This is a genomic window from Pseudomonas sp. B21_DOA (assembly GCA_030544685.1).
Classification (GTDB): Bacteria; Pseudomonadota; Gammaproteobacteria; order Pseudomonadales; family Pseudomonadaceae; genus Aquipseudomonas; species Aquipseudomonas fluorescens_AO.
On sequence record CP086683.1, the window covers coordinates 4,922,015 to 4,945,107 of the forward strand.

General features: G+C 60.5%; 18 protein-coding genes and 4 pseudogenes. 11 read left to right on the forward strand and 11 right to left on the reverse strand.

Features of this window, described 5'->3' with window-relative positions; genetic code table 11:
- Positions 1–52 precede the first annotated feature (52 nt).
- Positions 53–979: a transaldolase gene (tal, locus tag LJU32_22745; GenBank protein ID WKV88269.1), complete on the forward strand. Its 927-nt coding sequence runs from the start codon at positions 53–55 to the stop codon at positions 977–979.
- Between the two features lie 129 nt (positions 980–1,108).
- Here tal and LJU32_22750 read toward each other — a convergent pair whose 3' ends face one another.
- The 3 genes and pseudogenes from LJU32_22750 to LJU32_22760 form a co-directional block, all read right to left on the reverse strand.
- Positions 1,109–1,591: an STAS domain-containing protein gene (locus LJU32_22750; protein ID WKV88270.1), complete on the reverse strand. Its 483-nt coding sequence runs from the start codon at positions 1,589–1,591 to the stop codon at positions 1,109–1,111.
- Positions 1,588–2,770 (reverse strand): annotated as a pseudogene (locus tag LJU32_22755) (SpoIIE family protein phosphatase). Before LJU32_22755 ends, LJU32_22750 begins: the two are co-directional and overlap by 4 nt.
- Positions 2,771–3,115: 345 nt before the next feature.
- Entirely contained in the window at positions 3,116–3,805 is a 690-nt protein-coding gene (locus LJU32_22760) for a VacJ family lipoprotein (GenBank protein WKV88271.1), read from the reverse strand.
- Between the two features lie 198 nt (positions 3,806–4,003).
- Between LJU32_22760 and LJU32_22765 the strand changes: the two genes are divergently transcribed.
- The 3 genes and pseudogenes from LJU32_22765 (at position 4,004) to LJU32_22775 (ending at position 5,156) form a co-directional block, all read left to right on the forward strand.
- A complete protein-coding gene (locus LJU32_22765) occupies positions 4,004–4,624 on the forward strand; it encodes an HAD family phosphatase (GenBank protein ID WKV88272.1) in 621 nt (206 codons plus the stop codon).
- 108 nt (positions 4,625–4,732) lie between these two features.
- Complete coding sequence (locus LJU32_22770; GenBank protein ID WKV88273.1) at positions 4,733–4,996, forward strand: DUF4404 family protein; 264 nt, start codon at positions 4,733–4,735, stop codon at positions 4,994–4,996.
- A 55-nt stretch (positions 4,997–5,051) separates the two neighbouring features.
- Positions 5,052–5,156, forward strand: a pseudogene (locus LJU32_22775) (metal ABC transporter ATP-binding protein).
- 25 nt (positions 5,157–5,181) lie between these two features.
- On the opposite strand, the gene queF reads toward LJU32_22775, so the two are convergent.
- Both queF and LJU32_22785 read right to left on the reverse strand, forming a co-directional pair.
- Positions 5,182–6,012, reverse strand: a complete 831-nt coding sequence (gene queF, locus LJU32_22780) for an NADPH-dependent 7-cyano-7-deazaguanine reductase QueF (protein ID WKV88274.1) — start codon at positions 6,010–6,012, stop codon at positions 5,182–5,184.
- A gap of 61 nt (positions 6,013–6,073) precedes the next feature.
- Positions 6,074–6,607: a cupredoxin family protein gene (locus LJU32_22785; protein ID WKV88275.1), complete on the reverse strand. Its 534-nt coding sequence runs from the start codon at positions 6,605–6,607 to the stop codon at positions 6,074–6,076.
- A 166-nt stretch (positions 6,608–6,773) separates the two neighbouring features.
- Between LJU32_22785 and LJU32_22790 the strand changes: the two genes are divergently transcribed.
- Together LJU32_22790 and LJU32_22795 are read left to right on the forward strand one after the other, a co-directional pair.
- Positions 6,774–7,454 carry a heavy metal response regulator transcription factor gene (locus LJU32_22790; GenBank protein ID WKV88276.1) on the forward strand — a complete coding sequence of 227 codons (681 nt, stop codon included), beginning with the start codon at positions 6,774–6,776 and terminating at the stop codon, positions 7,452–7,454.
- Positions 7,454–8,800, forward strand: a complete 1,347-nt coding sequence (locus tag LJU32_22795; protein WKV88277.1) for a heavy metal sensor histidine kinase — start codon at positions 7,454–7,456, stop codon at positions 8,798–8,800. Before LJU32_22790 ends, LJU32_22795 begins: the two co-directional genes overlap by 1 nt.
- A gap of 119 nt (positions 8,801–8,919) precedes the next feature.
- On the opposite strand, the gene LJU32_22800 is transcribed toward LJU32_22795, so the two are convergent.
- The 3 genes from LJU32_22800 to LJU32_22810 all read right to left on the reverse strand — a co-directional run bounded on the left by LJU32_22800 (position 8,920) and on the right by LJU32_22810 (position 12,169).
- Complete coding sequence (locus LJU32_22800; protein WKV88278.1) at positions 8,920–10,164, reverse strand: lipoprotein-releasing ABC transporter permease subunit; 1,245 nt, start codon at positions 10,162–10,164, stop codon at positions 8,920–8,922.
- A 63-nt stretch (positions 10,165–10,227) separates the two neighbouring features.
- Positions 10,228–10,911: a lipoprotein-releasing ABC transporter ATP-binding protein LolD gene (gene lolD / locus LJU32_22805; GenBank protein ID WKV88279.1), complete on the reverse strand. Its 684-nt coding sequence runs from the start codon at positions 10,909–10,911 to the stop codon at positions 10,228–10,230.
- Positions 10,912–10,918: 7 nt separating this feature from the next.
- On the reverse strand, positions 10,919–12,169 hold the full coding sequence (locus LJU32_22810; protein WKV88280.1) for a lipoprotein-releasing ABC transporter permease subunit: 1,251 nt from the start codon (positions 12,167–12,169) through the stop codon (positions 10,919–10,921).
- Between the two features lie 94 nt (positions 12,170–12,263).
- Between LJU32_22810 and LJU32_22815 the strand changes: the two genes are divergently transcribed.
- Complete coding sequence (locus LJU32_22815) at positions 12,264–12,845, forward strand: PilZ domain-containing protein (protein WKV88281.1); 582 nt, start codon at positions 12,264–12,266, stop codon at positions 12,843–12,845.
- 14 nt (positions 12,846–12,859) lie between these two features.
- A complete protein-coding gene (locus tag LJU32_22820; GenBank protein WKV88282.1) occupies positions 12,860–13,582 on the forward strand; it encodes a glycerophosphodiester phosphodiesterase in 723 nt (240 codons plus the stop codon).
- A gap of 42 nt (positions 13,583–13,624) precedes the next feature.
- On the opposite strand, the gene sthA is transcribed toward LJU32_22820, so the two are convergent.
- Entirely contained in the window at positions 13,625–15,019 is a 1,395-nt protein-coding gene (gene sthA / locus LJU32_22825) for a Si-specific NAD(P)(+) transhydrogenase (protein ID WKV88283.1), read from the reverse strand.
- A gap of 200 nt (positions 15,020–15,219) precedes the next feature.
- Positions 15,220–16,136 (reverse strand): annotated as a pseudogene (locus LJU32_22830) (FAD:protein FMN transferase).
- Here LJU32_22830 and LJU32_22835 point away from each other — a divergent pair.
- Together LJU32_22835 and LJU32_22840 are read left to right on the forward strand one after the other, a co-directional pair.
- Positions 16,114–16,323 carry a hypothetical protein gene (locus tag LJU32_22835; GenBank protein ID WKV91226.1) on the forward strand — a complete coding sequence of 70 codons (210 nt, stop codon included), beginning with the start codon at positions 16,114–16,116 and terminating at the stop codon, positions 16,321–16,323. The pseudogene LJU32_22830 and the gene LJU32_22835 sit on opposite strands and share 23 nt — an antisense overlap.
- A 16-nt stretch (positions 16,324–16,339) precedes the next feature.
- Positions 16,340–17,639 (forward strand): annotated as a pseudogene (locus LJU32_22840) (MFS transporter).
- A gap of 180 nt (positions 17,640–17,819) precedes the next feature.
- On the opposite strand, the gene LJU32_22845 reads toward LJU32_22840, so the two are convergent.
- Positions 17,820–19,283, reverse strand: a complete 1,464-nt coding sequence (locus tag LJU32_22845; GenBank protein WKV88284.1) for a glyceraldehyde-3-phosphate dehydrogenase — start codon at positions 19,281–19,283, stop codon at positions 17,820–17,822.
- Between the two features lie 353 nt (positions 19,284–19,636).
- On the opposite strand from LJU32_22845, the gene mfd reads away from it, so the two are divergent.
- Positions 19,637–23,086 carry a transcription-repair coupling factor gene (gene mfd / locus LJU32_22850; protein WKV88285.1) on the forward strand — a complete coding sequence of 1,150 codons (3,450 nt, stop codon included), beginning with the start codon at positions 19,637–19,639 and terminating at the stop codon, positions 23,084–23,086.
- Positions 23,087–23,093 lie beyond the last annotated feature (7 nt).

Consider the following 23,093-nt stretch of genomic DNA (forward strand, 5'->3'; position numbering starts at 1 on the left):
TGCCCGTCAGCGCTCGGGTAATGTCTTCAGACCCATAGGATAGAGCACGCCCATGACTTCCAAGCTGGAACAACTCAAACAGTTCACCACCGTGGTTGCCGACACCGGCGACTTCGAAGCGATCGCCCGAGTCAAACCGACCGATGCCACCACCAACCCTTCCCTGCTGCTCAAGGCTTCGGCCATTCACGGCTACGCCGAACTGCTGAACGATTGCGTTCGCGACTGCAAGGGCGATGTCGGCCTGGCCAGCGACCGTTTCGGCGTCGCAGTGGGCAAGGAAATTCTCAACGTGGTTCCGGGCCGCATCTCCACCGAAGTGGATGCGCGTCTGTCCTTCGACCAGGATGCGATCCTCAAGCGTGCGCATCGTCTGATCGAGCTGTACGACAAGGCTGGCGTCAGCCGCGACCGCGTGTTGATCAAGATCGCCTCGACCTGGGAAGGCATTCGCGCTGCCGAGATCCTCGAGAAGGAAGGCATCCAGACCAACCTGACCCTGCTGTTCTCCTTCGCCCAGGCCGCCGCCTGCGCCGATGCCGGGGTGTTCCTGATCTCGCCGTTCGTGGGCCGCATCTACGACTGGTACAAGAAGGCCAACGGCAACGACTACACCGGCGCCGATGATCCTGGCGTGCAGTCGGTGACGCGCATCTACAACTACTACAAGGCCAATGACTACAAGACCGTGGTCATGGGCGCGAGCTTCCGCAACATCAACCAGATCGAACAACTGGCCGGCTGCGATCGCCTGACCATCAGTCCGGAACTGCTGGAGAAGCTGGCCGCCGACACCGGCAAGCTGGAACGCAAACTGGCGCCGGGCAATACCGGTGAAGCGCGTCTGAGTCTCAACGAAGCGCAATTCCGCTGGTTGTCCAACGAAGACGCGATGGCCACCGAGAAACTGGCTGAAGGCATCCGTCAGTTCGCCCGCGACCAGGAGAAGCTGGAAGCGTTGCTGCAGGCCAAGCTGTGATTTGAGTTTGTAGAATGCAAAAAGGGCGAACCTGTGAGGGTTCGCCCTTTTTTATGGTAAGCGCTGATCAAAATGTGGGAGCGAGCCTGCTCGCGAAGAGCCCGGCCCATGCTTCCTCAATTCACTGGATCAATGCCGCTCCAGCGCATTCACCAGATCATGAAACGCTTCCCGATTGGAATCGTTCAGGCCCATGAGAATCTTGTGCGCTTCCAGCACTTTGATTCGCACCACTTCTTCCGACTGATCCTGATCCGGCAGGTCGTCCAGGCACTCCGGGCACGGCACCGGGTGGTTGACGATGTTGAACACCTGCTCAAAGCCCATCGATTGCAGCAGACGGGTGATGTCTTCGTGGGTGGTGACAACCGTCGGCAACAGACCGACCTTCTGCCGCGACAGGATCGACAGTTTGGCCAACAGGCCCAACGTCGTGCTGTCGATGCTGCGGGTTTCGGTCAAATCGATCACGATCGCGTTGAAATTCAACGCGGTGAAGATTTTCTCAATAGTCGCATCCAACGCCGAACACAGGGTCAGGCGAACTTCACCGACGAACTTCAGGACAAAGGTGCCGTCCTGCTCGGCGAACTGGATTCTACCGGTACTCATTGAAGATTCCTGCTCAACACCAACAGGGCGATATCATCCGGCATCTCCCTAGCGTGGCCAAACCAAACACTTGCCGCAGACCATCCAGGCTGCCGCCCGCTGACTTCACCCGTTCAGGCAAAGCAGCCTCTTTTTCTTTGAGCGTTGCTTCTGGCAAAAGGTCCAGAATGCCATCAGACATCAGCGTCAGGCTGAACGTCGGCGGCAGCTCAAGCACGTGGTCTTCGTAGGTGGCTTCATTGAACAGCCCCACCGGCAGGCCACGGCCCTCGAGATAACGAACACTGTCAGGCGTGTACAACACAGGCAAAGGCAGATGGCCGCCAATGCTATAGGTCAACAAACCGGTCTCCTCGTCGATGACTCCACCGACCATTGTGACGTGTTTACCCAGCTTACAACTGATCAGCCCCGGTTGATATGACCGAGCACTTCCGAAGGTTTGAACTCCGGCAAGGTACCGCTGCGTTTCGATTCGAAGAGCAAACGCGTGGTCATGAACTTCAACAGCACGGTGACGAAGGCTGATGACGCGCCATGCCCGGAAACATCCGCCAGGTAAAACGCGACCCGGCGCTCGTCGACGCGGAAATAGTCGACAAAATCACCCGACAGGTACAACGACGGGATGATCTGGTGGGCAAAGTGGAATTCGTCGATGCTCCACGGGCTTTCCGGCAGCATGTTCATCTGCACCTGGCGACCGGCGTTCTGGTCCTCCTGGAGCAGGTTCAGGCTGGCTTCGAGCTCGCGGTTGGCCTTCTCCAGCTTCTCGCGGTAACGCTGGTTTTCCAGCAGCAGCCGCGCTCGATCCAGGGCCCGACGCACAGAATGCTCGAGCACAGCCAGATCTTCGAGAGGCTTGATCAGGTAATCCGCCGCGCCCAGGCGCAGGGCCTCGACCGCGTCGTTCATCACCCCGGCACCCGAGACGACGATAACTGGCGTCTCTGGCGAGCGCTCGGTGACCTGACGGATCAGTTCGAGACCGCCCATCTGCGGCATGCGCAGATCGCAGATGACCAGATCGGGCTCGTCTTGCTCGAATACCTGAAGACCCTGTTGACCGTTGCCGGCCTGCAGGACGCTGAAACCACTGTCTTCCAGATAGGCCGCGAGGCTCGCGCGCACTACCTCGTCATCATCGATTATCAGCAGCGTGGCACTGGTTTTTGGCATGTGGGCAAACGGCGCCAGAATTAGGTTGGCGTAGTGAGCGGGGCAACGGCCCTGCGCAGACTACTGGATTCGCTTTCTAGCCTCTCTGCTGCAGCACTTTCAAGCATTCGCCTGGCGCGCGGTTTTAAACAGAGGTGCCCTTCTAAGGCGCAGACGGTACTCCCATCCGCAGAGCGTTTCAAGCATGCGCCGATTGTCGCTTGACGACTTTGTTTGTCAAATCACCGGGAGTTATAAGAACCGCCCCAAGCGTAACCCGATGGAAGGTAGCGACGGTCACTGGCGTTGCTCTGCCGCGCACAAAAAAGGCGACCCGAGGGGTCGCCTTTCTGTCACCGGTCGAAATCAGAAATCGTCTTCGACCTGACCGTCCTTCACCTTGAACTCGCGGTTCTGCAGGTAAGCATTGCGGATGAAGGTGTATTTGTCGCCACTGATCAGCTTCTCGCTCGACAGCAGGCTGGCGCGGGTGTCGACGATGTTCAGGCCGAAGATCGAGTTACGCGTCGGCACGTGATCGATGTAGCGGTACGCGCCGGTGAAGCTGTCGACGTATTTCGACGGTGCGTCACGCAGGGTGCTCGGCCCCATCAGCGGCAGCATCACGTACGGGCCGCTGCCTACGCCCCAGTAGCCCAACGTCTGACCGAAGTCTTCGTCGCTGCGGTTCAAGCCCATCTTGGTGCCGACGTCGAAGAAGCCGAGCAGACCGAAGGTGGTGTTGAAAATCAGTCGGGCAGTATCAACGCCAGCGGCAGCGGGTTTGGCCTGGAGAACGTTGTTCGCCAGGTTGGTGACGTCGCCGACGTTGCGGAACATATTGTGGATGCCGTCTTCAACGAATTGCGGAGTGATGAACTCATAACCCTGCGCCAATGGCTTCAGCGCGTAGGTGTCAACGAAGTCGTTGAACTGGAAAATCGGCCGGTTGACGCTTTCCCAAGGGTCTTCTTCGGTGGCCGCCTGGGTGGCGAACGGCGCCAGCAACAGGCTGGCACAAACACTTAGCTGAGTGAGCGAAGGGCTCCAGCGCATAGAAAAACTCCTTGGATTTGATACTGGCGCGGACGCTCGGCCCGTGCGTTGAGGCCGCTAGTATAAGCGTAAACGGCGATTTGGGCAGTGCGCCGCAGCAAGGATATGCAGGAAGTTTCCTACGCCGACTTTCACAGGGCTGTCATGCAACTGTCACCCGCGCGCCCTAGCCTTGAGCGTTATTTCAGGGACGTTGCCATGACACACGCCGAAACCTTGCCCGTCGCCGCGCCCCGCCTGACGGCCGTACTGTTCGGCCTCAGCGGCTGCCTGGTGGATTTCGGTGCACGGGCCGCGCAGCAGACCCTCGCCCAGACGCAACACACCGAAGCCACCCCTGGCGCACTCGATAGCCTGAAAAGCTTGCAGCGTCAGCAGATTCCCTGCGCATGGCTGGATGAGTTACCCCCTGCCCTCGCTCAGTCACTGGCCGCCTCGCTGCCGGACTGGATCAAGCCGACGCAACATTCAGCAACAATGAATCCATGGCCGGCGCCCAATGCATGCTGGCAAGCCTTGATGGATCTGAACATCGACCGACTCGATGGCTGCGTGCTGGTCAGCGGTGAGCCGCGCCTGTTGCAGGCCGGCCTGAATGCCGGGTTGTGGACGATTGGGCTGGCATCCTGTGGCTCGCTGTGCGGCCTGAGCCCGAGCGAGTGGCAGGCTCTGTCGCAAAAGGAGCGCGAACAGTTGCGCGGCAAGGCAACCGTGCAGCTGTTCAGCCTGGGCGTGCATTCGGTGATCGATCATCTCGGTGAACTCGACGCCTGTCTCGCCGATATCAGCCTGCGCCGCGCCAAAGGCGAAAAGCCCTGATCGGCGTCATGCAGGTTTACCCAGAGTGGATTAATCTAAAGGTCAGCCATAGACCTTTGGCGCGCGGCTGCGGTCAATGCCAGTGCCTATTGATAAAAGGAAACCACCATGCCCGCCCAAGAACTGCAAAAACAGCTCGATACCCTGCGCGAGCAGCTGGAACACAATCCACCGCTGTCGGAAGCCGAGCGTGAGGATCTGCATGCGCTGATGGCGCAGATCGAATCGGAAATCCAGCTGGAAACTGCCACCCAGGACGCGAGCATCGCCGACGGCGTGAACCTGGCGGTCGAGCGCTTCGAAGTCGAACACCCGGCAATCGCCGGCACCCTGCGCAACATCATGAATACGCTGGGCAGCATGGGCATCTGACGCCCGCCGCACAAAAAAGCCCTGCCAGCGATGGCAGGGCTTTTTCATTTGCAAAATGTGCATGCAAGCCCTTGTGGGAGCGAGCCTGCTCGCGAAGGCGTCGTGTCAGTCGACATCATCGTTGAATGACACACCGCATTCGCGAGCAGGCTCGCTCCCACATTGGATATCGCACATTCCGGATCTTATTGACGTACGAGGCGATGATTCGGCAGCTGTACGCTTTCGGTACTGCGATACGGGTTGATATCCAACCCGCCGCGCCGAACATAGCGCGCAAATACCGTCAGTTTCTCCGGCTTCAGCAACCGCTGCAGATCAAGAAAAATCCGCTCAACGCATTGCTCGTGGAAATCCGAGTGCTGGCGGAAGCTGACGATGTATTCCAGCAGGCTGGCGTGATCCAGCGCCGCGCCGCGATATTCCACCACGACGCTGCCCCAGTCCGGCTGGCTGGTCACCGGGCAGTTGGATTTGAGCAGGTGGCTGTGCACGCTCTCCTCGACCACGCGGGAATTGTCGCAACGCAGCAGCTCCGGACGCGGGTGCTCATAATTGCTCACGCTGATATCCAGATCATCGATGCACACGCCCGGCAACGCCACCACGCCTTCAGCTTCCACGTCTTTCAGACTGCGAACGCGAACGCCCACCGGTTTGCCGGCAGCGGCGGACAGATCCTTGACCAGCGTCGCTTCCAATGTGCTGACGTCGGCGAATGGCGTCTGGTTCAGCGAGTTCAGGTACAGCTTGAACGACTTCGACTCGATGATGTTCGGCGAGTCCGCCGGAATGCTGAATTCGGCGATCGCCACCACCGGTTTGCCCGAGGGAAGCAGCCACGACAGCTCGAAGCAGTTCCAGAAATCCACGCCTTTATACGGCAGGGTTTCGGCGCTCAGGCCCAGCTCGGCCCATTTCGCGGTGCGCGGAATCGGGAACAGCAGGGACGGCGTGTAGGTGGCGATGTATTCGCTGGATTTGCCCAGCGGCGAATGTTCGGCTGCGGGATGCATGGCGGAAACCTGACTGAAGAATCAGCGGATTCTACCAGCCTTTGCCCGCGCCTTTGAGTGCTTACTGACTGACTGTCAGTTTGCCAACCATGCCCGCCTGATAATGCCCGGGAATATTGCAGGCAAACTCGAGCGCCGTGGCCTTGCTGAAGGTCCAGGTCAACTCGGCGGTTTTACCGGGCTCGACCAGTACACTGTTGGGGTCGTCATGCTGCATGCCGTGGCCCATCGCCGCGTGATCCATGCCCGCCATGTCGTGGGACATTTCTTTCATGCCGGTAGGCGTGAGCATGCCGCTCTGCTGCATCTGCAACATTTCCTGCTGGTGGCTGGCATGCATCGCCGCATCACCGAGGTTGAATTCGTGCAGCAACTGGCCTTTATTCACCAGCACAAAGCGAATGGTCTCACCGGCCTTGACCTGTATGGCTTTCGGGTCGAAGTTCATGTCGCCCATGACGATTTCGATAGTCCGCGTGGCTAGGCTCGCGGCTGCCGGCTTGCCGAACGCGAAGGCGTGCGCCGGGGTCGCCGAAACAGGCGAACTCAATGCCAGCAGACAGGCAGCTAACGTCAGGGATGTACGATAAAACATGGTCACGCTCCAACAAGAGAAGGTTCAGCCTGTGGGAAACTCTAACCACCCCGCGCTGGCATCGACCTGACAGGCAGATTACAACTTTGTCAGCTTGGTGCTTATCGCCGGATCTCACGGTATAACGCCCTCGCCCTTCTACATACCATCCCCGCCCGAGTCGCCCATGAAACTGTTGATCGTCGAAGACCAAGCGAAAACCGGCCAATACCTGCGCCAGGGTTTGACCGAGGCCGGGTTCAATACCGAGCTGGTGGCTGACGGCATCAGTGGCCAGCAATTGGCGTTGAGCGGCGAGTACGCGCTGTTGATCCTCGATGTGATGCTGCCCGGGCGCAGTGGCTGGCAGATTCTCCAAGCGGTGCGCAGCGCCGGCCTCGCCACGCCGGTACTTTTTCTTACTGCCAAAGACGCCGTGGAGGACAGGGTTCACGGCCTCGAATTGGGCGCCGACGATTATCTGGTCAAGCCATTCGCCTTCTCCGAATTGCTCGCGCGGGTGCGCAGCCTGTTGCGGCGCGGCAGCGCAGTCGCCCAGGAAACCAGCCTGCAACTGGCCGATCTGCGCCTGGACCTAATCCGCCGCCGCGTCGAACGCAACGGCCAGCGCATAGACCTGACCGCCAAGGAATTCGCCCTGCTGGAAATGCTCCTGCGCCGTCAGGGTGAGGTCCTGCCCAAATCGCTGATCGCCTCGCAGGTTTGGGACATGAATTTTGACAGCGACACCAATGTCATCGAAGTGGCGATCCGCCGCTTACGCCTGAAGATCGACGATGACTTTCCCAACAAGTTGATCCACACCGTGCGCGGCATGGGCTACGTGCTCGAAGTGCGTTCGCTGTGATGCGTCGTTTGTCCTTGAGCACGCGCCTGGCCCTGTTGTTTGCCGCCTGCACTGCGGTGGTCTCGCTGTTCGCCGGGGTGCTGTTCGACCGCGCCAGCGAGGCGCACTTCATCGAGCTTGATCAGCAACAACTGGAGACGAAACTGATCGGCCTGCGCCGCGCCTTACAGGATCTCCAACCTGCCCAGCGCGAGGCGCGGCTGGCCGATGAACTCAGCCGTCAGGCCGATCTGTCGTTGCGCATCACCAGTGGCGATGGTCAGCACTGGTATGACAGCTCGGTGCAGATTCCGAAGAATCTGCCGCTGCAAACCGGCCTGTCGACGATCAGCCATGACGGCACCGATTACCGCGTATTGCGCGCCCCACTCTATCCGGACACAGCGGATTCGCCGCAACTCACGCTGCTGCTGGACATCACCCATCACCAGCATTTCCTTGCGCGCATGCAGCATCTGATCTGGCTGACCGTCGGCCTGTCAGCGCTGGCTACCGCCCTGCTCGGTGCCTGGGCCGCGCGCAGTGGTCTGCGCCCGTTGCGCCGAATGAGCGCCGTGGCTCGTGGGATTTCCGCGCAATCGCTGAATGCCCGACTGCCTGAAGAGAAGATGCCGCCAGAACTTGCCGAAATGGCCTACAGCTTCAACGCCATGCTCGCACGCCTCGACGACTCGTTTCAGCGCCTCTCGGCGTTCTCCGCCGACATTGCCCATGAGCTGCGCACACCGTTGTCGAATCTGCTGACCCACACCCAGGTCACCCTCACCCGCCCACGGGCACTGGAGGACTACCGCGAAGCGCTGCACAGCAACCTCGAAGAACTGCAATGGATGGCGCAACTGGTCAACGACATGCTCTACCTGGCCAAGGCTGACCACGGCTTGCTGATGCCCAAGCGCGAACCGCTGGAACTGGCGGATGAAGCTGACATGCTGCTGGAGTTTTTTGCGCCATTGGCGGAAGACGCTGGCTTGAGTCTCAGCCGTGAAGGTGAGGCGCGAATCGACGGTGATCGCGGCATGTTACGCCGGGCCTTGTCGAATCTGCTGGATAACGCGCTGCGGTTCGCCCCGGCTGAGGGATACGTTCGCTTGAGCATCGTCGACGAGGCGAAAGCCGTGCGCGTCTGCGTCGAGAACAGTGGTGAGGGGATTTCAGCGCAGGTGCTGCCACGTTTGTTCGACCGCTTCTATCGGGCGGATCCGGCGCGGCAGGAAGGTAGCAGTGAACATGCGGGGTTGGGGCTGGCGATTACTCAGTCGATCGTGCGGGCACATGGCGGGACGATTCATTGCGAATCTGAGGCGGGCTGGACGCGGTTTGTAATCGAGTTGCCTCGGACCTGATCGTTCCCACGCTCTGCGTGGGAATGCAGCCCAGGACGCTCCGCGTCCCTTCAAGAGCCGAACGCAGAGCGTCCGTTGAGGCATTCCCACGCAGAGCGTGGGAACGAGCATGGAGTCGCTTACGAATATCTCAACGCATGCGCCGGCTCGATCTTCGCCGCCCGCCACGCCGGATACACCGTCGCTAGAAAGCTCAGAATGAACCCCGCCGAGCAGATCAACAGCACATCCCCACCCTGCAGTTCCGAGGGCAGATTGCTGACGAAATACACGTCCGAACTGAAGATATGCTGCCCGCTGACTCGCTCGATCCAGCCCACGATCTGACTGACATTCAGCGCGGCAATCACGCCCAGCACGCCGCCAATGATGGTGCCGACAATACCGATCACCGTGCCCTGCACCATGAAGATCGCCATGATCTGGCGTGGCGTGGCGCCGATCGTGCGCAGGATCGCGATGTCGGCGCCCTTATCGTTCACCACCATGATCAGCGTCGCGATGATGTTGAACGCCGCCACCGCGACGATCATCAGCAACAGCAGGCCGATCATGGTTTTTTCCATCTTCATCGCGCTGAACAGGCTGCCTTGGGTGTGGGTCCAGTCGTCAGCCTTGAAGTCGGCACCGAGGCCACCGGCAATGTCTGCGGACACCTTTGGCGCCGCATACAGATCCTTGACCGCCAGGCGCACGCTCTGCACCTGATTCGGCTGCCAGTGCTGCATGGTCGCGGCGTCGGCGACGTGGATCAGGCCCATCGAGCCGTCCAGCTCGGCGCCGACCTTGAACACGCCCACCACATTCAGGCGCTGCATGCGCGGGGTGATACCGCCCGGCGCGGTGCTGACTTCCGGGACGATCAGGGTGATCTTGTCGCCGACATTGAGGCGGAAACGCCGCGCAGTGATTTCACCAATCACCACACCGAATTCGCCCGGCTTCAAGGCATCGAGACGACCCTGGACGATATGCTGGGCAACGATCGACACCTTGCCTTCCTGCGCCGGATCAACGCCGCTGATCTGGATCGGCTGCATCGAACCCTTGTAGGACAGCATGCCTTCCATCTCGGTGAACGGCACGGCGGCGGTCACTTCGGGATTTTTCATCGCGGCAGCGGCCACCGGCTGCCAGTCGTCGATCGGCTTGACGCCAACGATGGTCGCATGGGGCACCATGCCGAGGATGCGCGAGCTCATTTCGCGCTGGAAGCCGTTCATCACCGACAGCACCACGATCATTGCCAGCACGCCGAGGGCGAGGCCGATCATCGAGGTCATCGAAATGAACGAAACAAAGCGATTGCGGCGCTTGGCGCGGGTATAGCGCGTGCCGATAAAGATCGATAACGGTCTGAACATTCGCTGGGGCACCGTATAGAAATAAAAGACCCGGCGCCGTTACGAGCGCCGGGTTTCAGCCAGTCAGATGGGAGTCAGGCAGCCTTCCTGCAGCTGCAGGACGCGGTCCATCTGGCGAGCCAGGTTCATGTCATGCGTCACCACCAGGAACGCCGTGCGCATCGACGTGCTCAGCTCCAGCATCAGGTCCTGAATGCCTTCGGCGGTGTGCAGGTCGAGGTTGCCGGTCGGCTCATCGAGCATCACCAGCCCCGGGTTGTTGACCAGGGCGCGGGCGATGGCGACGCGCTGACGTTCGCCACCGGACAGCTCGGCCGGTTTGTGTTCCAGACGATGGCCGAGACCGACGCGCTCCAGCAATGCCGTGGCACGCTGACGCGCCTCCGGGATGGCGGTCTTGCCGATCAACAGTGGCATGCAGACGTTTTCCAGCGCGGTGAATTCCGGCAGCAAATGGTGAAACTGATAAACGAAACCGAGGGCGCGGTTGCGCAGCAGGCCACGCTTTTTCTCGCTTAATGCCGACAGCTCCTCGCCGTCGAGCCAGACACTGCCTTTGCTCGGCGTATCGAGACCGCCGAGCAGGTTGAGCAAGGTACTTTTGCCGGAACCGGATTTACCCACGATCGCCACACGCTCGCCCGGGTGCAACTCCAGTTGCAGGCCGGCCAGCACTTCTACCGACTCAGGGCCCTCCTCGTAGGATTTGCCCAGGTTACGGCAGCTCAGAATTGCTTGTTCACTCATGCCCGACTCACTCATAACGTAACGCCTCCGCCGGCTGGGTGCGCGCGGCACGCCAGGCGGGATACAGGGTGGCGAGGAAACTCAGGACCAACGCAGCGGCGCAGACCATGACGACGTCCTGGCTCTGTACCTGCGAAGGAAGATAATCAATGAAATACACGTCAGCATTAAGGAACTTGTGGCCGATCAGCCCTTCAAGCGCCGAAATGGCCGCACTGACATTCAGCGCCGCAAGGATCCCGACTACCGCGCCAATGGCCGTGCCGACCACCCCGATCACCGTGCCCTGCACCATGAACGTGCGCATGATCGTGCCCGGAGTGGCGCCAAGAGTACGCAGAATGGCGATGTCGCCCTTCTTGTCGTTCACCACCATCACCAGCGTGGAAATGATGTTGAACGCGGCGACGGCGACGATCAGCAGCAACAGCAGCCCGATCATGGCTTTTTCCATGCGGATCGCCTGATACAGGTTGCCGTGGGTGCGGGTCCAGTCGCGGGCGTAGTAATGATCTTCGCCGAGCTGCTGGGCAATGTTCCACGCCTCGCGCGGGGCCTGGAATAGATCGTCGAACTTCAGCCGCAGGCCCTGCACCTGATCGGCTTTCCAGCGGTGCATTTTCGCCAGATCCTGCAGATTGGTCACGCCGAGGTAGCCGTCGAGCTCACCGGCGCCGACATGGAAAATCCCGACCACGGTGAAGCGCTTCATGCGCGGGAACATCCCGGCCGGGGTCACGCTAACCTCGGGCGCAACGAAAGTAACCTTGTCGCCGATGCCGACGCCGAGCTTGGTCGCCGCCTTGTCGCCGATGACGATGCCGAAGCTGCCCGGTGTCAGTTCGTCGAGTTTGCCCTGCTTCATGAAGTTGTCGATGATCGACACATTGCGCTCGAGCGCAGGATCAATGGCATTGAGCAACACCTTGGAAACCTGACCGTTGTTGGTCAGCAGGCCCTGCATCTGGGTGAACGGCGCCACCGCCGTCACCTGCCGGTTCTGCCTAACCTTGTCGGCCAGGCTCTGCCAGTCATTGATCGGCTCGCCGGTCTCGAGAGTAGCGTGGGGCACCATGCCCAGCACGCGGGTGCGCATCTCATGATCGAAGCCGTTCATCACCGACAGCACGACGATCATCACGACCACGCCAAGGGCGAGCCCGATCATCGAAGTCAGGGAAATGAATGACACAAAATGATTGCGACGCTTTGCACGGGTATAACGCGTGCCGATAAATACGAAGAGAGGTCTGAACATGTCGGGGCTTGTTCGGAGGGAAAAGGAACGTCCTTGTGGCGGGGGTCGAAAACCAGCTTTACACTCAGACCACCGCCGCTACCATGGGTTCGCCATGTCGACATTAGATGAAGAAGATCGCCGCGAATACTACCGTATCGAGGACACGATCGCACTGGAAATTCGGCCCCTGTCCGCTCCCGAAGCCGCAGGCCAGGAAGTGTTGCAGGATGCTTCCCCGCTCTTCAACCTGCTCAGCGAACTGCACCTGAGCGAATTCGAGTCGCAGCACCTGTTGCGGCAGATCAGCGAGCGCGACCGCGCCATCGCCGCGTTCCTCAAATCGCAGAACAAACGCATTGACCTGCTCAGCCAGGTGATCGCCCTGACCGTGCTCGGCCACATCGGCGAGCCGCAGCCGGTGATCATCTCCGAGGGCGGGATCGACTTTCAGTACCCGACCCCGATTGCCACCGGCGCGCACCTGTCGGTAAAACTGGTGCTGATGCCGCAGGCGCTTGGCCTGCTGCTGCGCGCTCGGGTCACCCATTGCGACCCCAAGGGCGATGGCTATGACGTCGGCACCGAGTTCGAGCGTCCGACCGATGCTCAGCGCCAGTTGCTCGCGCGCTACATTTTGCAGAAGCAGGCCCAGGAACGCCGTCTGGCCCGCGAACAGAACGAATCTGGCATTTAACTTAAGGAAGCACCGTGACCCTCATCTACGGCCACCGCGGCGCCAAGGGCGAAGCACCGGAAAACACCCTGAGCAGCTTTCAGGAATGCCTCAAGCACGGCGTGCGCCGCTGCGAACTGGATCTGCACCTGTCCAAGGACGGCGAGCTGATGGTCATTCATGACCCGACGCTCAAGCGCACCACCGAGCGTCGCGGCAAAGTCGTCGAGCACACCGCCGCCGAACTGGTCACCTACGACGCGCGCAAGGGTGGCCCGGGCTGGATCAAGCCGTGCCCGATTCCGACGCTGGAAGAGTTGTTCGAGAAATGTGATTTCGAGCATTGGCAACTGGAAGTCAAAAGCGCTTCACGCACCCGCGCGGCGACTACCGTGCTGGCGATTCGCGAAATGGCTCAGCGCCACGGCCTGCTCGACAAGGTGACGATCACTTCGAGTTCGCGGGAAGTCTTGAAGGCAGCGCTGGACCTGGTGCCGGACGTGTCGCGTGGACTGGTGGCCGAATATGCCTGGCTCGACCCATTAAAGGTTGCAGCCAGTTATGGCTGCGAGATTCTCGCGTTGAACTGGACGCTGTGTACGCCGGAACGCCTGCAGAAGGCGCAGCGGCAGGGCCTGCATGTGTCGGTGTGGACCGTCAACGAGCCTGCACTGATGCGCAGACTCGCCGACTTCGGCGTTGACAGCCTGATTACAGACTTTCCCGGTTTGGCCACTGCCACCCTTGAGAATTGCTGAAATCGGTCTCCCCGGCCGGCTCAGGCCACCGGCCGGAGCCCGTCAAAAAAGCCGGTTGAGGCCGTCGTACGCCGCTACCCGATAGGCTTCGGCCATGGTCGGGTAGTTGAACGTCGTGTTGACGAAATACTTCAGGGTGTTCAGCTCGCCCGGCTGGTTCATGATCGCCTGACCGATGTGAACGATCTCCGACGCCTGATAACCGAAGCAGTGCACGCCGAGCACTTCCAGCGTTTCGCGGTGGAAGAGAATCTTCAGCATGCCCTGCGGCTCGCCGGCGATCTGCGCCCGCGCCATGCTCTTGAAGAAGGCCTTGCCGACTTCGTACGGCACCTTGGCCTGAGTCAACTCCTGCTCGTTCTTGCCGATCGAGCTGATCTCCGGAATGGTGTAGATGCCGGTCGGCACGTCATTGACGAAGCGCCAACTGCCATTGTCGACGATGCTGCCGGCGGCCGAACGACCCTGGTCGTGGGCGGCACTGGCCAGGCTTGGCCAGCCGATCACGTCACCGGCGCCGTAGATGTTCTCTATGCAGGTGCGGTAGTTCTGGTCGACTTCGATCTGGCCACGGCTGTTGACCTTGACCCCGATGTTTTCCAGACCCAGCGTGTCGGTGTTGCCGGTACGGCCGTTGCACCAGAGCAAGGCGTCGGCCTTGATCTTCTTGCCGGATTTCAGGTGCAGGATCACGCCGTTGTCCACGCCTTCCACGCGGTCGTACTCTTCGTTATGACGCACGGTGATGTTGTTGTTGCTGAAGTGGTAGCTCAACGCCTGGGAAATTTCCGAGTCGAGGAAGCTCAGCAACTGGCCACGGTTGTCGACCAGCTCGACCAGCACACCCAGACCACTGAAGATCGATGCGTATTCGCAACCGATCACGCCGGCGCCGTAAACGATCAGTTTGCGCGGGGTGTGGCCGAGGCTGAGGATGGTGTCGCTATCGTAGATACGCGGGTGGTGGAAATCGATGTCCGCCGGGCGATACGGACGCGAACCGGTGGCGATGATGATGTGCTTGGCCACCAGCTTCTCGACCACACCGTTGCCGCAGACCACTTCGATGGTTTGCTCGTCGGCGAAGCTGCCGGTGCCGAAGAACACGTCGACGCGGTTACGGGCGTAGTAGCCGGTGCGCGATGCGACTTGTTTGGAAATGACTTTTTCGGCGCTTTTCAACACGTCCGGAAAGGAGAACCAGCGTGGCTCGCCGATCGCGCGGAACATCGGGTTGGTGTTGAACTGCATGATCTGCCGCACCGAGTGACGCAGTGCCTTGGACGGGATGGTGCCGAGGTGGGTGCAGTTGCCGCCGACCTGACGACGGCTGTCGACCATCGCGACCTTGCGCCCCGCTTTGGCGGCGTTCATTGCCGCGCCTTCTCCCGCCGGGCCGGAACCCAGTACCACCACGTCGTAGTTGTAGACAGCCATGCGTACTCCTCAGAACAGGCCGCGGTGCCAGCAGCACCGGCGGCTAAATCACGCCGAACGGCGGCGCGAAGGAACAATTGGGGGCCAGTAGAGAACCCGGACACAGTCTATAGAAGCGTCAACGCCGCGCACATTAACCCTTGGTCGCGTCGTAGGCTACTTTTGCCTGCACTACAACGCCAGCTTTCGTCTTGTCTTCGGTCAGTTTTTTCACCGACAAGCTGCGTAAATGCCTGACTGCTGCGGGTGACGAAACCTGTATCGGCACGCAAGACAAAGAATGCAGCAATGTCATGCTCTTGGGCATAGTCCCGCGCCCTTTCCGGCCCAAGAATCAGCAACAGCGTCGATAGTCCATCGGCCATCAACGCAGAAGGATGAATCACTGTGACTGACGCCAGGTCGTGTAGGACAGGTCGCCCGCTGCGTGCATCGAAGGTGTGGGAATAACGCCGCCCGTCCTGCAGAAAATAGTGGCGGTAGCCACCGGAGGTGGATACGCCGTAGCCATCGACATCGATAATCCGCTCCGCCACTTGCTGGTCATCGCGAGGCTCTTCGAGAGCGATGCGCCACGCTGAGCCATCCGGCTTCTTGCCGCGGGCTTTGAGTTCGCCCGTGGCTTCAACCAGATAATTGTCGATGCCCATGCCCTGCAATCTGGCGGCGATGGCATCCACGGCGTAACCGGCGGCAATACTGTTGAAGTCGACTTCGACGGCGGCGTCCTTGCACAACCGCTCGCCATCGATGCGCAGATGCTGATGGCCGACCCGCTGCATGACCTCGGCCACAGCGGCCGCATCAGGGATCTTTTCTTCGCGTCCTTGCGGGCCAAACCCCAGAGGTCCAGCAGCGGTTCCACGGTCAGGTCGTAGGAGCCTTCGCTTTGCGTTGAAAGCTGTTCGCCGATGCGGACCAATTCGAGCACCGCTGCCGGCATGGATTGGCAGCTGTCGGCAGGCAAGGCGTTGAAACGCTGGATGGCGGAGTCACTGCGGTAAGTCGACATCTGTTGATCGACGTCGCCGAGGATGCGCTCCACTTCACCGCGCACTTGCGCAGGATCGGCAACATCGGCGTGGCGCACGTACTTGACCGACCAGGTGCTGCCCATGGTCGAGCCGCCGACCTGTTCCAGGGAATCGCCGTTGTCGCAGCCGACCAAAGCCGCCGCCAAGACCACAAGCCCCCACCAGCGTCCAGTTAACAATTCTTCATCTCCCCGCAAAACCACGGCGGCCATTATGAACTACAAGCGCCCGCTCGCTTCCCCATGGCTGCAACGCCTTTATACAAATTGAACAGTGAGTACCTCCCATGTCCTCCACCACGGGCAAAGGCAAAGCGATCTTTCGCGTTGTCAGCGGCAACTTCCTCGAAATGTTCGACTTCATGGTCTACGGCTTCTATGCCACGGCTATCGCCAAAACCTTCTTCCCCACCGACAGCGCGTTTGCTTCGCTGATGCTGTCGCTGGCGACCTTCGGCGCCGGTTTCCTGATGCGCCTGCTAGGGGCGATTTTCCTCGGTGCCTATATCGACCGTCACGGACGGCGTAAAGGCCTGATCATCACGTTGGCGATGATGGCCGCCGGTACGGTGCTGATTGCCTGCGTGCCCGGCTACGCGACGCTCGGTGTCGCCGCGCCGCTGCTGGTGTTGTTCGGCCGTCTGTTGCAAGGCTTCTCGGCAGGCGTGGAACTGGGCGGTGTGTCGGTGTATCTGGCGGAGATTTCAACGCCGGGTCGCAAAGGCTTCTTCGTCAGTTGGCAGTCGGCCAGCCAACAGGCAGCCGTGGTGTTCGCCGGTTTGCTCGGCGTTGGCCTTAATCACTGGCTGAGTCCGGAGCAAATGGGCGAATGGGGCTGGCGCGTGCCGTTCCTGATCGGCTGCATGATCGTGCCGGTAATTTTTTCATCCGTCGCTCGCTGGAAGAAACCCCGGAATTCCAGGCGCGCACCCACCGCCCTACCCTCGGCGAGATCGTCCGCTCGATCGGCCAGAACTTCGGCATCGTCATCGCCGGCATGGCGCTGGTGGTGATGACCACGGTGTCGTTCTACCTGATCACCGCCTACACGCCGACGTTCGGCAAGGCCGAGCTGCATCTGTCGGACCTCGACGCCTTGCTGGTGACCGTGTGCATCGGCTTATCGAACTTCTTCTGGCTGCCGGTGATGGGCGCGGTATCCGACAAGATCGGGAGAAAACCCTGCTGCTGGCAGCGACGATTCTGGCGATCCTCACGGCGTATCCGGCACTGTCGTGGCTGGTGGCGAATCCGAGCTTCAGCCATTTGCTGATTGTCGAATTGTGGCTGTCGTTCCTCTATGGCTCGTACAACGGCGCGATGGTGGTGGCGCTGACCGAGATCATGCCGGTGGAAGTGCGCACGACCGGTTTCTCGCTGGCCTACAGCCTGGCGACGGCGACGTTCGGCGGCTTTACGCCGGCGGCGTGTACCTATCTGATTCATGTGCTGGACAACAAGGCAGCGCCGGGGATCTGGCTCAGTGGCGCGGCGGTACTGGGGTTGATTGCGACACTGGTGTTGTTCCGTGGCAACCGGCATGAGTTGCGCACGGCGCAGGCTGCTATGGTTGGCGGCGCCCGTTAGATCGCACCCGCCAGCGCGATCGTTCCCACGCTCTGCGTGGGAATGCTTCAAGGGACGCTCCGCGTTCCAATGGGACGCAGAGCGTCCCGGGCTGCATTCCCACGCAGAGCGTGGGAACGATCACTCCACAAACAAAAACGCCCCGACAAATGCCGGGGCGTTTTCATTCAAGCCTGAGGCTTAGCGCGGGAACGCTGGCGGATTCACATCAGCCATGTCTTCCATTACGCGAACCACCTGGCAGCTGTAGCCGAACTCGTTGTCGTACCAAACGTACAGAACGACGCGGTTATCCTGCACGATGGTCGCTTCAGCATCGACCACACCAGCGTGACGCGAGCCGACGAAGTCGGTCGACACCACTTCCTGCGAATTGACGAAGTCGATCTGCTTGTGCAGCTCGGAGTGCAGCGCCATGTAGCGCAGGTACCCGTTCATCTCTTCACGGGTGGCGGCTTTCTCAAGGTTGAGGTTGAGAATGGCCATCGACACGTTTGGCGTCGGAACGCGGATCGCGTTACCGGTCAGCTTGCCGGCCAGCTCAGGCAGAGCCTTGGCAGCAGCGGTAGCGGCGCCGGTCTCGGTGATCACCATGTTCAGCGCGGCGCTGCGACCACGGCGATCGCCCTTGTGGAAGTTGTCGATCAGGTTCTGGTCGTTGGTGTACGAGTGAACGGTTTCAACGTGACCGTTGATGATGCCGAACTTGTCGTTGACCGCTTTGAGCACCGGCACGATGGCGTTGGTGGTGCAGGAAGCTGCCGAGACGATCTTGTCGTCAGCGGTGATTTCACCGTGGTTGATGCCGTGAACGATGTTCTTCAGCTTGCCCTTGCCAGGCGCGGTCAGAACAACGCGGTCGATGCCCGGGCAGGCCAGGTGCTGACCGAGGCCATCGGCGTCACGCCATACACCGGTGTTGTCCACCAGCAGCGCGTCTTTGATGCCGTACTGGGTGTAATCCACCTCGGTCGGGTTCTTCGCGTAGATCACCTGGATCAGGTTACCGTTGGCGGTGATGGTGTTGTTTTCTTCGTCGATGGTAATGGTGCCGTTGAACGAACCGTGTACCGAATCGCGACGCAGCAGGCTGGCGCGCTTGGTCAGGTCGTTCTCGGCGCCTTTGCGCACGACGATGGCACGCAGACGCAGGCCGTCGCCACCACCGGTTTTCTCGATCAGGATGCGCGCCAGCAGACGGCCGATACGACCGAAGCCGTACAGAACAACGTCAGTGCCTTTGCGGGCCGAGGCGTTCTGCTGGCCAACCACGTCAGCCATCTCTTCACGCACGAACTGCTCGGCGCTGCGGCCGTTGCCTTCATTGCGGAATTTGAACGCCAGCTTGCCCAGATCCACCGACGCCGCGCCGAGCTTGAGCTCGCTCATGGCCTTGAGCAGTGGGAATGTTTCGTGGACGGAGAGTTCGCTGTCGTCCGAAGAACGGTGGCGAGCAAAGCGGTGAGCTTTGAGAATCGCGATGACAGACTGGTTGATCAGGCTGCGGCCATAGATCGAGCTAACCACGTTGTTATTGCGGTAGAGCTGACCGATAAGCGGGATCATCGCTTCTGCGAGTGCTTCACGGTCGATCCATTCACCAAGACACTGGTCGGGCTTCTGAGTCACGGTAACCTTCCACATGTAGGGGCAGAAAAAGGGGCTACATTATGCCGCCGACAAGCCCTTTCAGCAATGCGCGCTTGTCGCGCGATCGGTAACAAAATCCCGTTCAAAAAATTTACGCCCTTCTCCAGCCCAGGAAAACCGGGGCTTTCAGCGCAGTCAATTTTTCGACGAGTGTTAGACGATGTCTGTAACCCTCCGTAACACCGCCCGGTTTCGGCACTACATAACCACGAAAAAAGTGCTCGTTTTTATGGTTACCACTACATTTCGTCCAAACCCTGAAGATAGACGCAGTCTGCAACTGACAGGCGGCACCGGAGGCCGCTACAATTACCGACTTTGTCGCAACGCCTGGAGCTCAACCTTCCGTGCCTGTTCTGCGTCTACCGCTACTCCCTGCCGAAGCAGGTAAACAGCACTGGGGCAATCTGCCCGGTGCCGCCCTTAGCCTGGCGATTGCCGAGGCTGCCAGCGCTGCCAAGCGCTTTACCCTGCTGCTGACCGCCGACAGCCAAAGTGCCGAACGGCTGGAACAGGAGCTGAGTTTCTTCGCCCCGGATTTGCCCGTACTGCATTTCCCCGACTGGGAAACCCTGCCCTACGACCTGTTCTCGCCGCACCAGGACATCATCTCCCAGCGCATCGCCAGCCTGTATCGCCTGCCGGAACTGGCCCACGGCGTGCTGGTGGTACCGATCACCACCGCCCTGCATCGCCTGGCGCCGACCAAATTCCTCCTCGGCAGCAGCTTGGTGCTGGATATCGGCCAGAAGCTCGACGTTGAACTGATGCGCGCACGGCTCGAAGCCAGCGGCTATCGCTATGTCGACACGGTGTATGAGCACGGTGAGTTCACTGTGCGCGGCGCGCTGATCGACCTGTTTCCGATGGGCAGCAAACTGCCCTATCGCATCGACCTGTTCGATGACGAGATCGAAACCCTGCGCACTTTCGATCCGGAAACCCAGCGTTCGATCGACAAGGTCGAGTCGGTCAAGCTGCTGCCGGCGCGCGAGTTTCCGTTGCAGAAAGACGCGGTGACCCGGTTCAAGGCGCGTTTCCGTGAGCGCTTCGACGTCGACTTCCGCCGCTGCCCGATCTTTCAGGACCTGAGCAGTGGTATCACCCCGGCCGGTATCGAGTACTACCTGCCGCTGTTCTTCGACGAAACTTCGACGCTGTTCGATTACCTGCCCCAGGACACACAAGTGTTCTCGCTGCCGGGCATCGAGCAGGCGGCGGAGAACTTCTGGAACGACGTGCGCAATCGTTACGAAGAACGCCGTGTCGATCCTTCGCGTCCTTTATTGCCACCGGCCGAATTGTTCCTGCCGGTGGAAGACTGCTTTGCGCGCCTGAAGAATTGGCCGCGAGTCGTCGCCAGTCAGCAAGACGTTGAAAGCGGTGTCGGCCGTGAACGCTTCCCGGCGCACGCGCTGCCGGATCTGGCCATCGAAGCGAAAGCCACGCAGCCACTGGCGGCGCTGGCCGGCTTCCTCGAAGAGTTCCCCGGTCGCGTGCTGTTCACCGCCGAATCGGCGGGTCGTCGCGAAGTCCTGTTGGAACTGTTGGAACGTCTGAAGCTGCGGCCGAAAACCATCGACAGCTGGCCAGACTTTGTCGCCAGCAAGGATCGTCTGGCGATCACCATCGCCCCGCTCGACGAAGGTCTGCTGCTCGACGACCCGGCGCTGGCGCTGGTGGCGGAAAGCCCGCTGTTCGGCCAACGAGTGATGCAACGTCGCCGCCGCGAGAAGCGCAGCGACGTCAGCAACGATGCGGTGATCAAGAACCTCACCGAGCTGCGCGAAGGCGCGCCGGTGGTGCATATCGACCACGGTGTCGGCCGCTATCTGGGCCTGACGATTCTGGAAATCGATAATCAGGCCGCCGAATTCCTCACCCTCGAATACGCCGAGAACGCCAAGCTCTACGTGCCGGTCGCCAACCTGCACCTGATCGCACGTTACACCGGCAGCGACGATTCGCTCGCGCCGCTGCATCGCCTCGGTTCGGAAACCTGGCAGAAAGCCAAGCGCAAAGCCGCCGAACAAGTGCGCGACGTCGCCGCCGAATTGCTCGACATCTACGCCCGTCGCGCCGCTCGTGAAGGCTATGCCTTCGCCGATCCGAAGGCCGATTACGCCACCTTCAGCGCCGGTTTCCCGTTCGAAGAAACGCCGGATCAGCAAGCGACCATCGAGGCCGTGCGCGAAGACATGCTTGCGCCGAAACCGATGGATCGTCTGGTCTGCGGCGACGTTGGCTTCGGCAAGACCGAAGTGGCCATGCGCGCGGCGTTCATCGCGGTGCACGGCGGTCGTCAGGTGGCGATTCTGGTGCCGACCACCCTGCTCGCCCAGCAGCACTACAACAGTTTCCGCGACCGCTTCGCCGACTGGCCAGTGACCGTCGAAGTGATGAGTCGCTTCAAGTCGGCCAAGGAAGTCAACGCGGCGATCGCTGATCTTGCGGAAGGCAAGATCGACATTGTCATCGGCACGCACAAGCTGCTGTCCGACGACGTGAAGATCAAAAACCTCGGGCTGGTGATCATCGACGAAGAACACCGTTTTGGCGTACGCCAGAAAGAACAGCTCAAGGCCCTGCGCAGCGAAGTCGACATCCTCACCCTGACTGCGACGCCGATTCCGCGCACGCTGAACATGGCGGTGTCGGGCATGCGCGACCTGTCGATCATCGCCACGCCGCCAGCGCGACGCCTGTCGGTTCGCACCTTCGTAATGGAACAGAACAAGAGCACGGTCAAGGAAGCCCTGCTGCGTGAATTGCTGCGTGGCGGTCAGGTTTACTACCTGCACAACGATGTGAAGACCATCGAGAAATGCGCCGCCGACCTCGCCGAACTGGTGCCGGAAGCGCGCATCGGTATCGGCCACGGGCAGATGCGCGAACGTGAACTCGAACAGGTGATGAGCGACTTCTACCACAAGCGCTTCAACGTGCTGATCGCCTCGACCATCATCGAGACCGGCATCGACGTGCCGAGCGCCAACACCATCATCATCGAGCGCGCCGACAAGTTCGGCCTGGCCCAGCTGCACCAGTTGCGTGGTCGTGTCGGCCGCAGTCACCACCAGGCTTACGCCTACCTGCTGACGCCGCCGCGCCAGCAGATCACTTCGGACGCGGAAAAGCGTCTGGAGGCGATCGCCAATACCCAGGACCTCGGCGCCGGTTTCGTGCTGGCCACTAACGACCTGGAAATCCGTGGCGCCGGCGAACTGCTGGGCGATGGTCAGAGCGGACAGATTCAGGCTGTCGGTTTCACCCTGTACATGGAAATGCTCGAGCGCGCGGTGAAGTCGATCCGCAAGGGCGAGCAGCCGAACCTCGATCAACCGCTTGGCGGCGGCCCGGAGGTCAACCTGCGGGTGCCGGCGCTGATTCCGGAAGATTATCTGCCGGATGTGCATGCACGGCTGATTCTGTATAAACGCATCGCCTCGGCCACCGACGAGGAAGGCCTCAAGGATCTGCAGGTCGAGATGATCGACCGTTTCGGTCTGTTGCCGGAACCGACCAAAAACCTGGTGCGGATCACCGCGCTGAAACTGCAGGCGGAAAAGCTTGGCATCAAGAAAGTCGACGGCGGGCCGCAAGGCGGGCGTATCGAGTTCGAAGCGCAGACACCGGTTGACCCGATGACCCTGATCAAGCTGATCCAGACACAGCCCAAGCGCTACAAGTTCGAAGGCGCGACGATGTTCAAATTCCAGGTGCCGATGGAGCGCCCGGAAGAACGTTTCAATACTGTCGAGGCGCTGTTTGAGCGCCTCATCCCGAAATCCGCTTGAAGGACGC

Excerpts from the sequence above, each read along its gene's own strand:
- LJU32_22770 (WKV88273.1), top strand. The coding sequence starts at position 4,733 with ATGCCCGCCCAAGAACTGCAAAAACAGCTCGATACCCTGCGCGAGCAG.
- LJU32_22800 (WKV88278.1), bottom strand. The coding sequence starts at position 10,164 with ATGTTCAGACCGTTATCGATCTTTATCGGCACGCGCTATACCCGCGCC.
- tal (WKV88269.1), top strand. The coding sequence starts at position 53 with ATGACTTCCAAGCTGGAACAACTCAAACAGTTCACCACCGTGGTTGCC.
- LJU32_22815 (WKV88281.1), top strand. The coding sequence starts at position 12,264 with ATGTCGACATTAGATGAAGAAGATCGCCGCGAATACTACCGTATCGAG.
- sthA (WKV88283.1), bottom strand. The coding sequence starts at position 15,019 with ATGGCTGTCTACAACTACGACGTGGTGGTACTGGGTTCCGGCCCGGCG.
- LJU32_22785 (WKV88275.1), bottom strand. The coding sequence starts at position 6,607 with ATGTTTTATCGTACATCCCTGACGTTAGCTGCCTGTCTGCTGGCATTG.
- LJU32_22750 (WKV88270.1), bottom strand. The coding sequence starts at position 1,591 with ATGAGTACCGGTAGAATCCAGTTCGCCGAGCAGGACGGCACCTTTGTC.
- LJU32_22760 (WKV88271.1), bottom strand. The coding sequence starts at position 3,805 with ATGCGCTGGAGCCCTTCGCTCACTCAGCTAAGTGTTTGTGCCAGCCTG.
- LJU32_22790 (WKV88276.1), top strand. The coding sequence starts at position 6,774 with ATGAAACTGTTGATCGTCGAAGACCAAGCGAAAACCGGCCAATACCTG.
- lolD (WKV88279.1), bottom strand. The coding sequence starts at position 10,911 with ATGAGTGAACAAGCAATTCTGAGCTGCCGTAACCTGGGCAAATCCTAC.
- LJU32_22810 (WKV88280.1), bottom strand. The coding sequence starts at position 12,169 with ATGTTCAGACCTCTCTTCGTATTTATCGGCACGCGTTATACCCGTGCA.
- LJU32_22845 (WKV88284.1), bottom strand. The coding sequence starts at position 19,283 with ATGTGGAAGGTTACCGTGACTCAGAAGCCCGACCAGTGTCTTGGTGAA.
- queF (WKV88274.1), bottom strand. The coding sequence starts at position 6,012 with ATGCATCCCGCAGCCGAACATTCGCCGCTGGGCAAATCCAGCGAATAC.
- LJU32_22795 (WKV88277.1), top strand. The coding sequence starts at position 7,454 with ATGCGTCGTTTGTCCTTGAGCACGCGCCTGGCCCTGTTGTTTGCCGCC.
- LJU32_22765 (WKV88272.1), top strand. The coding sequence starts at position 4,004 with ATGACACACGCCGAAACCTTGCCCGTCGCCGCGCCCCGCCTGACGGCC.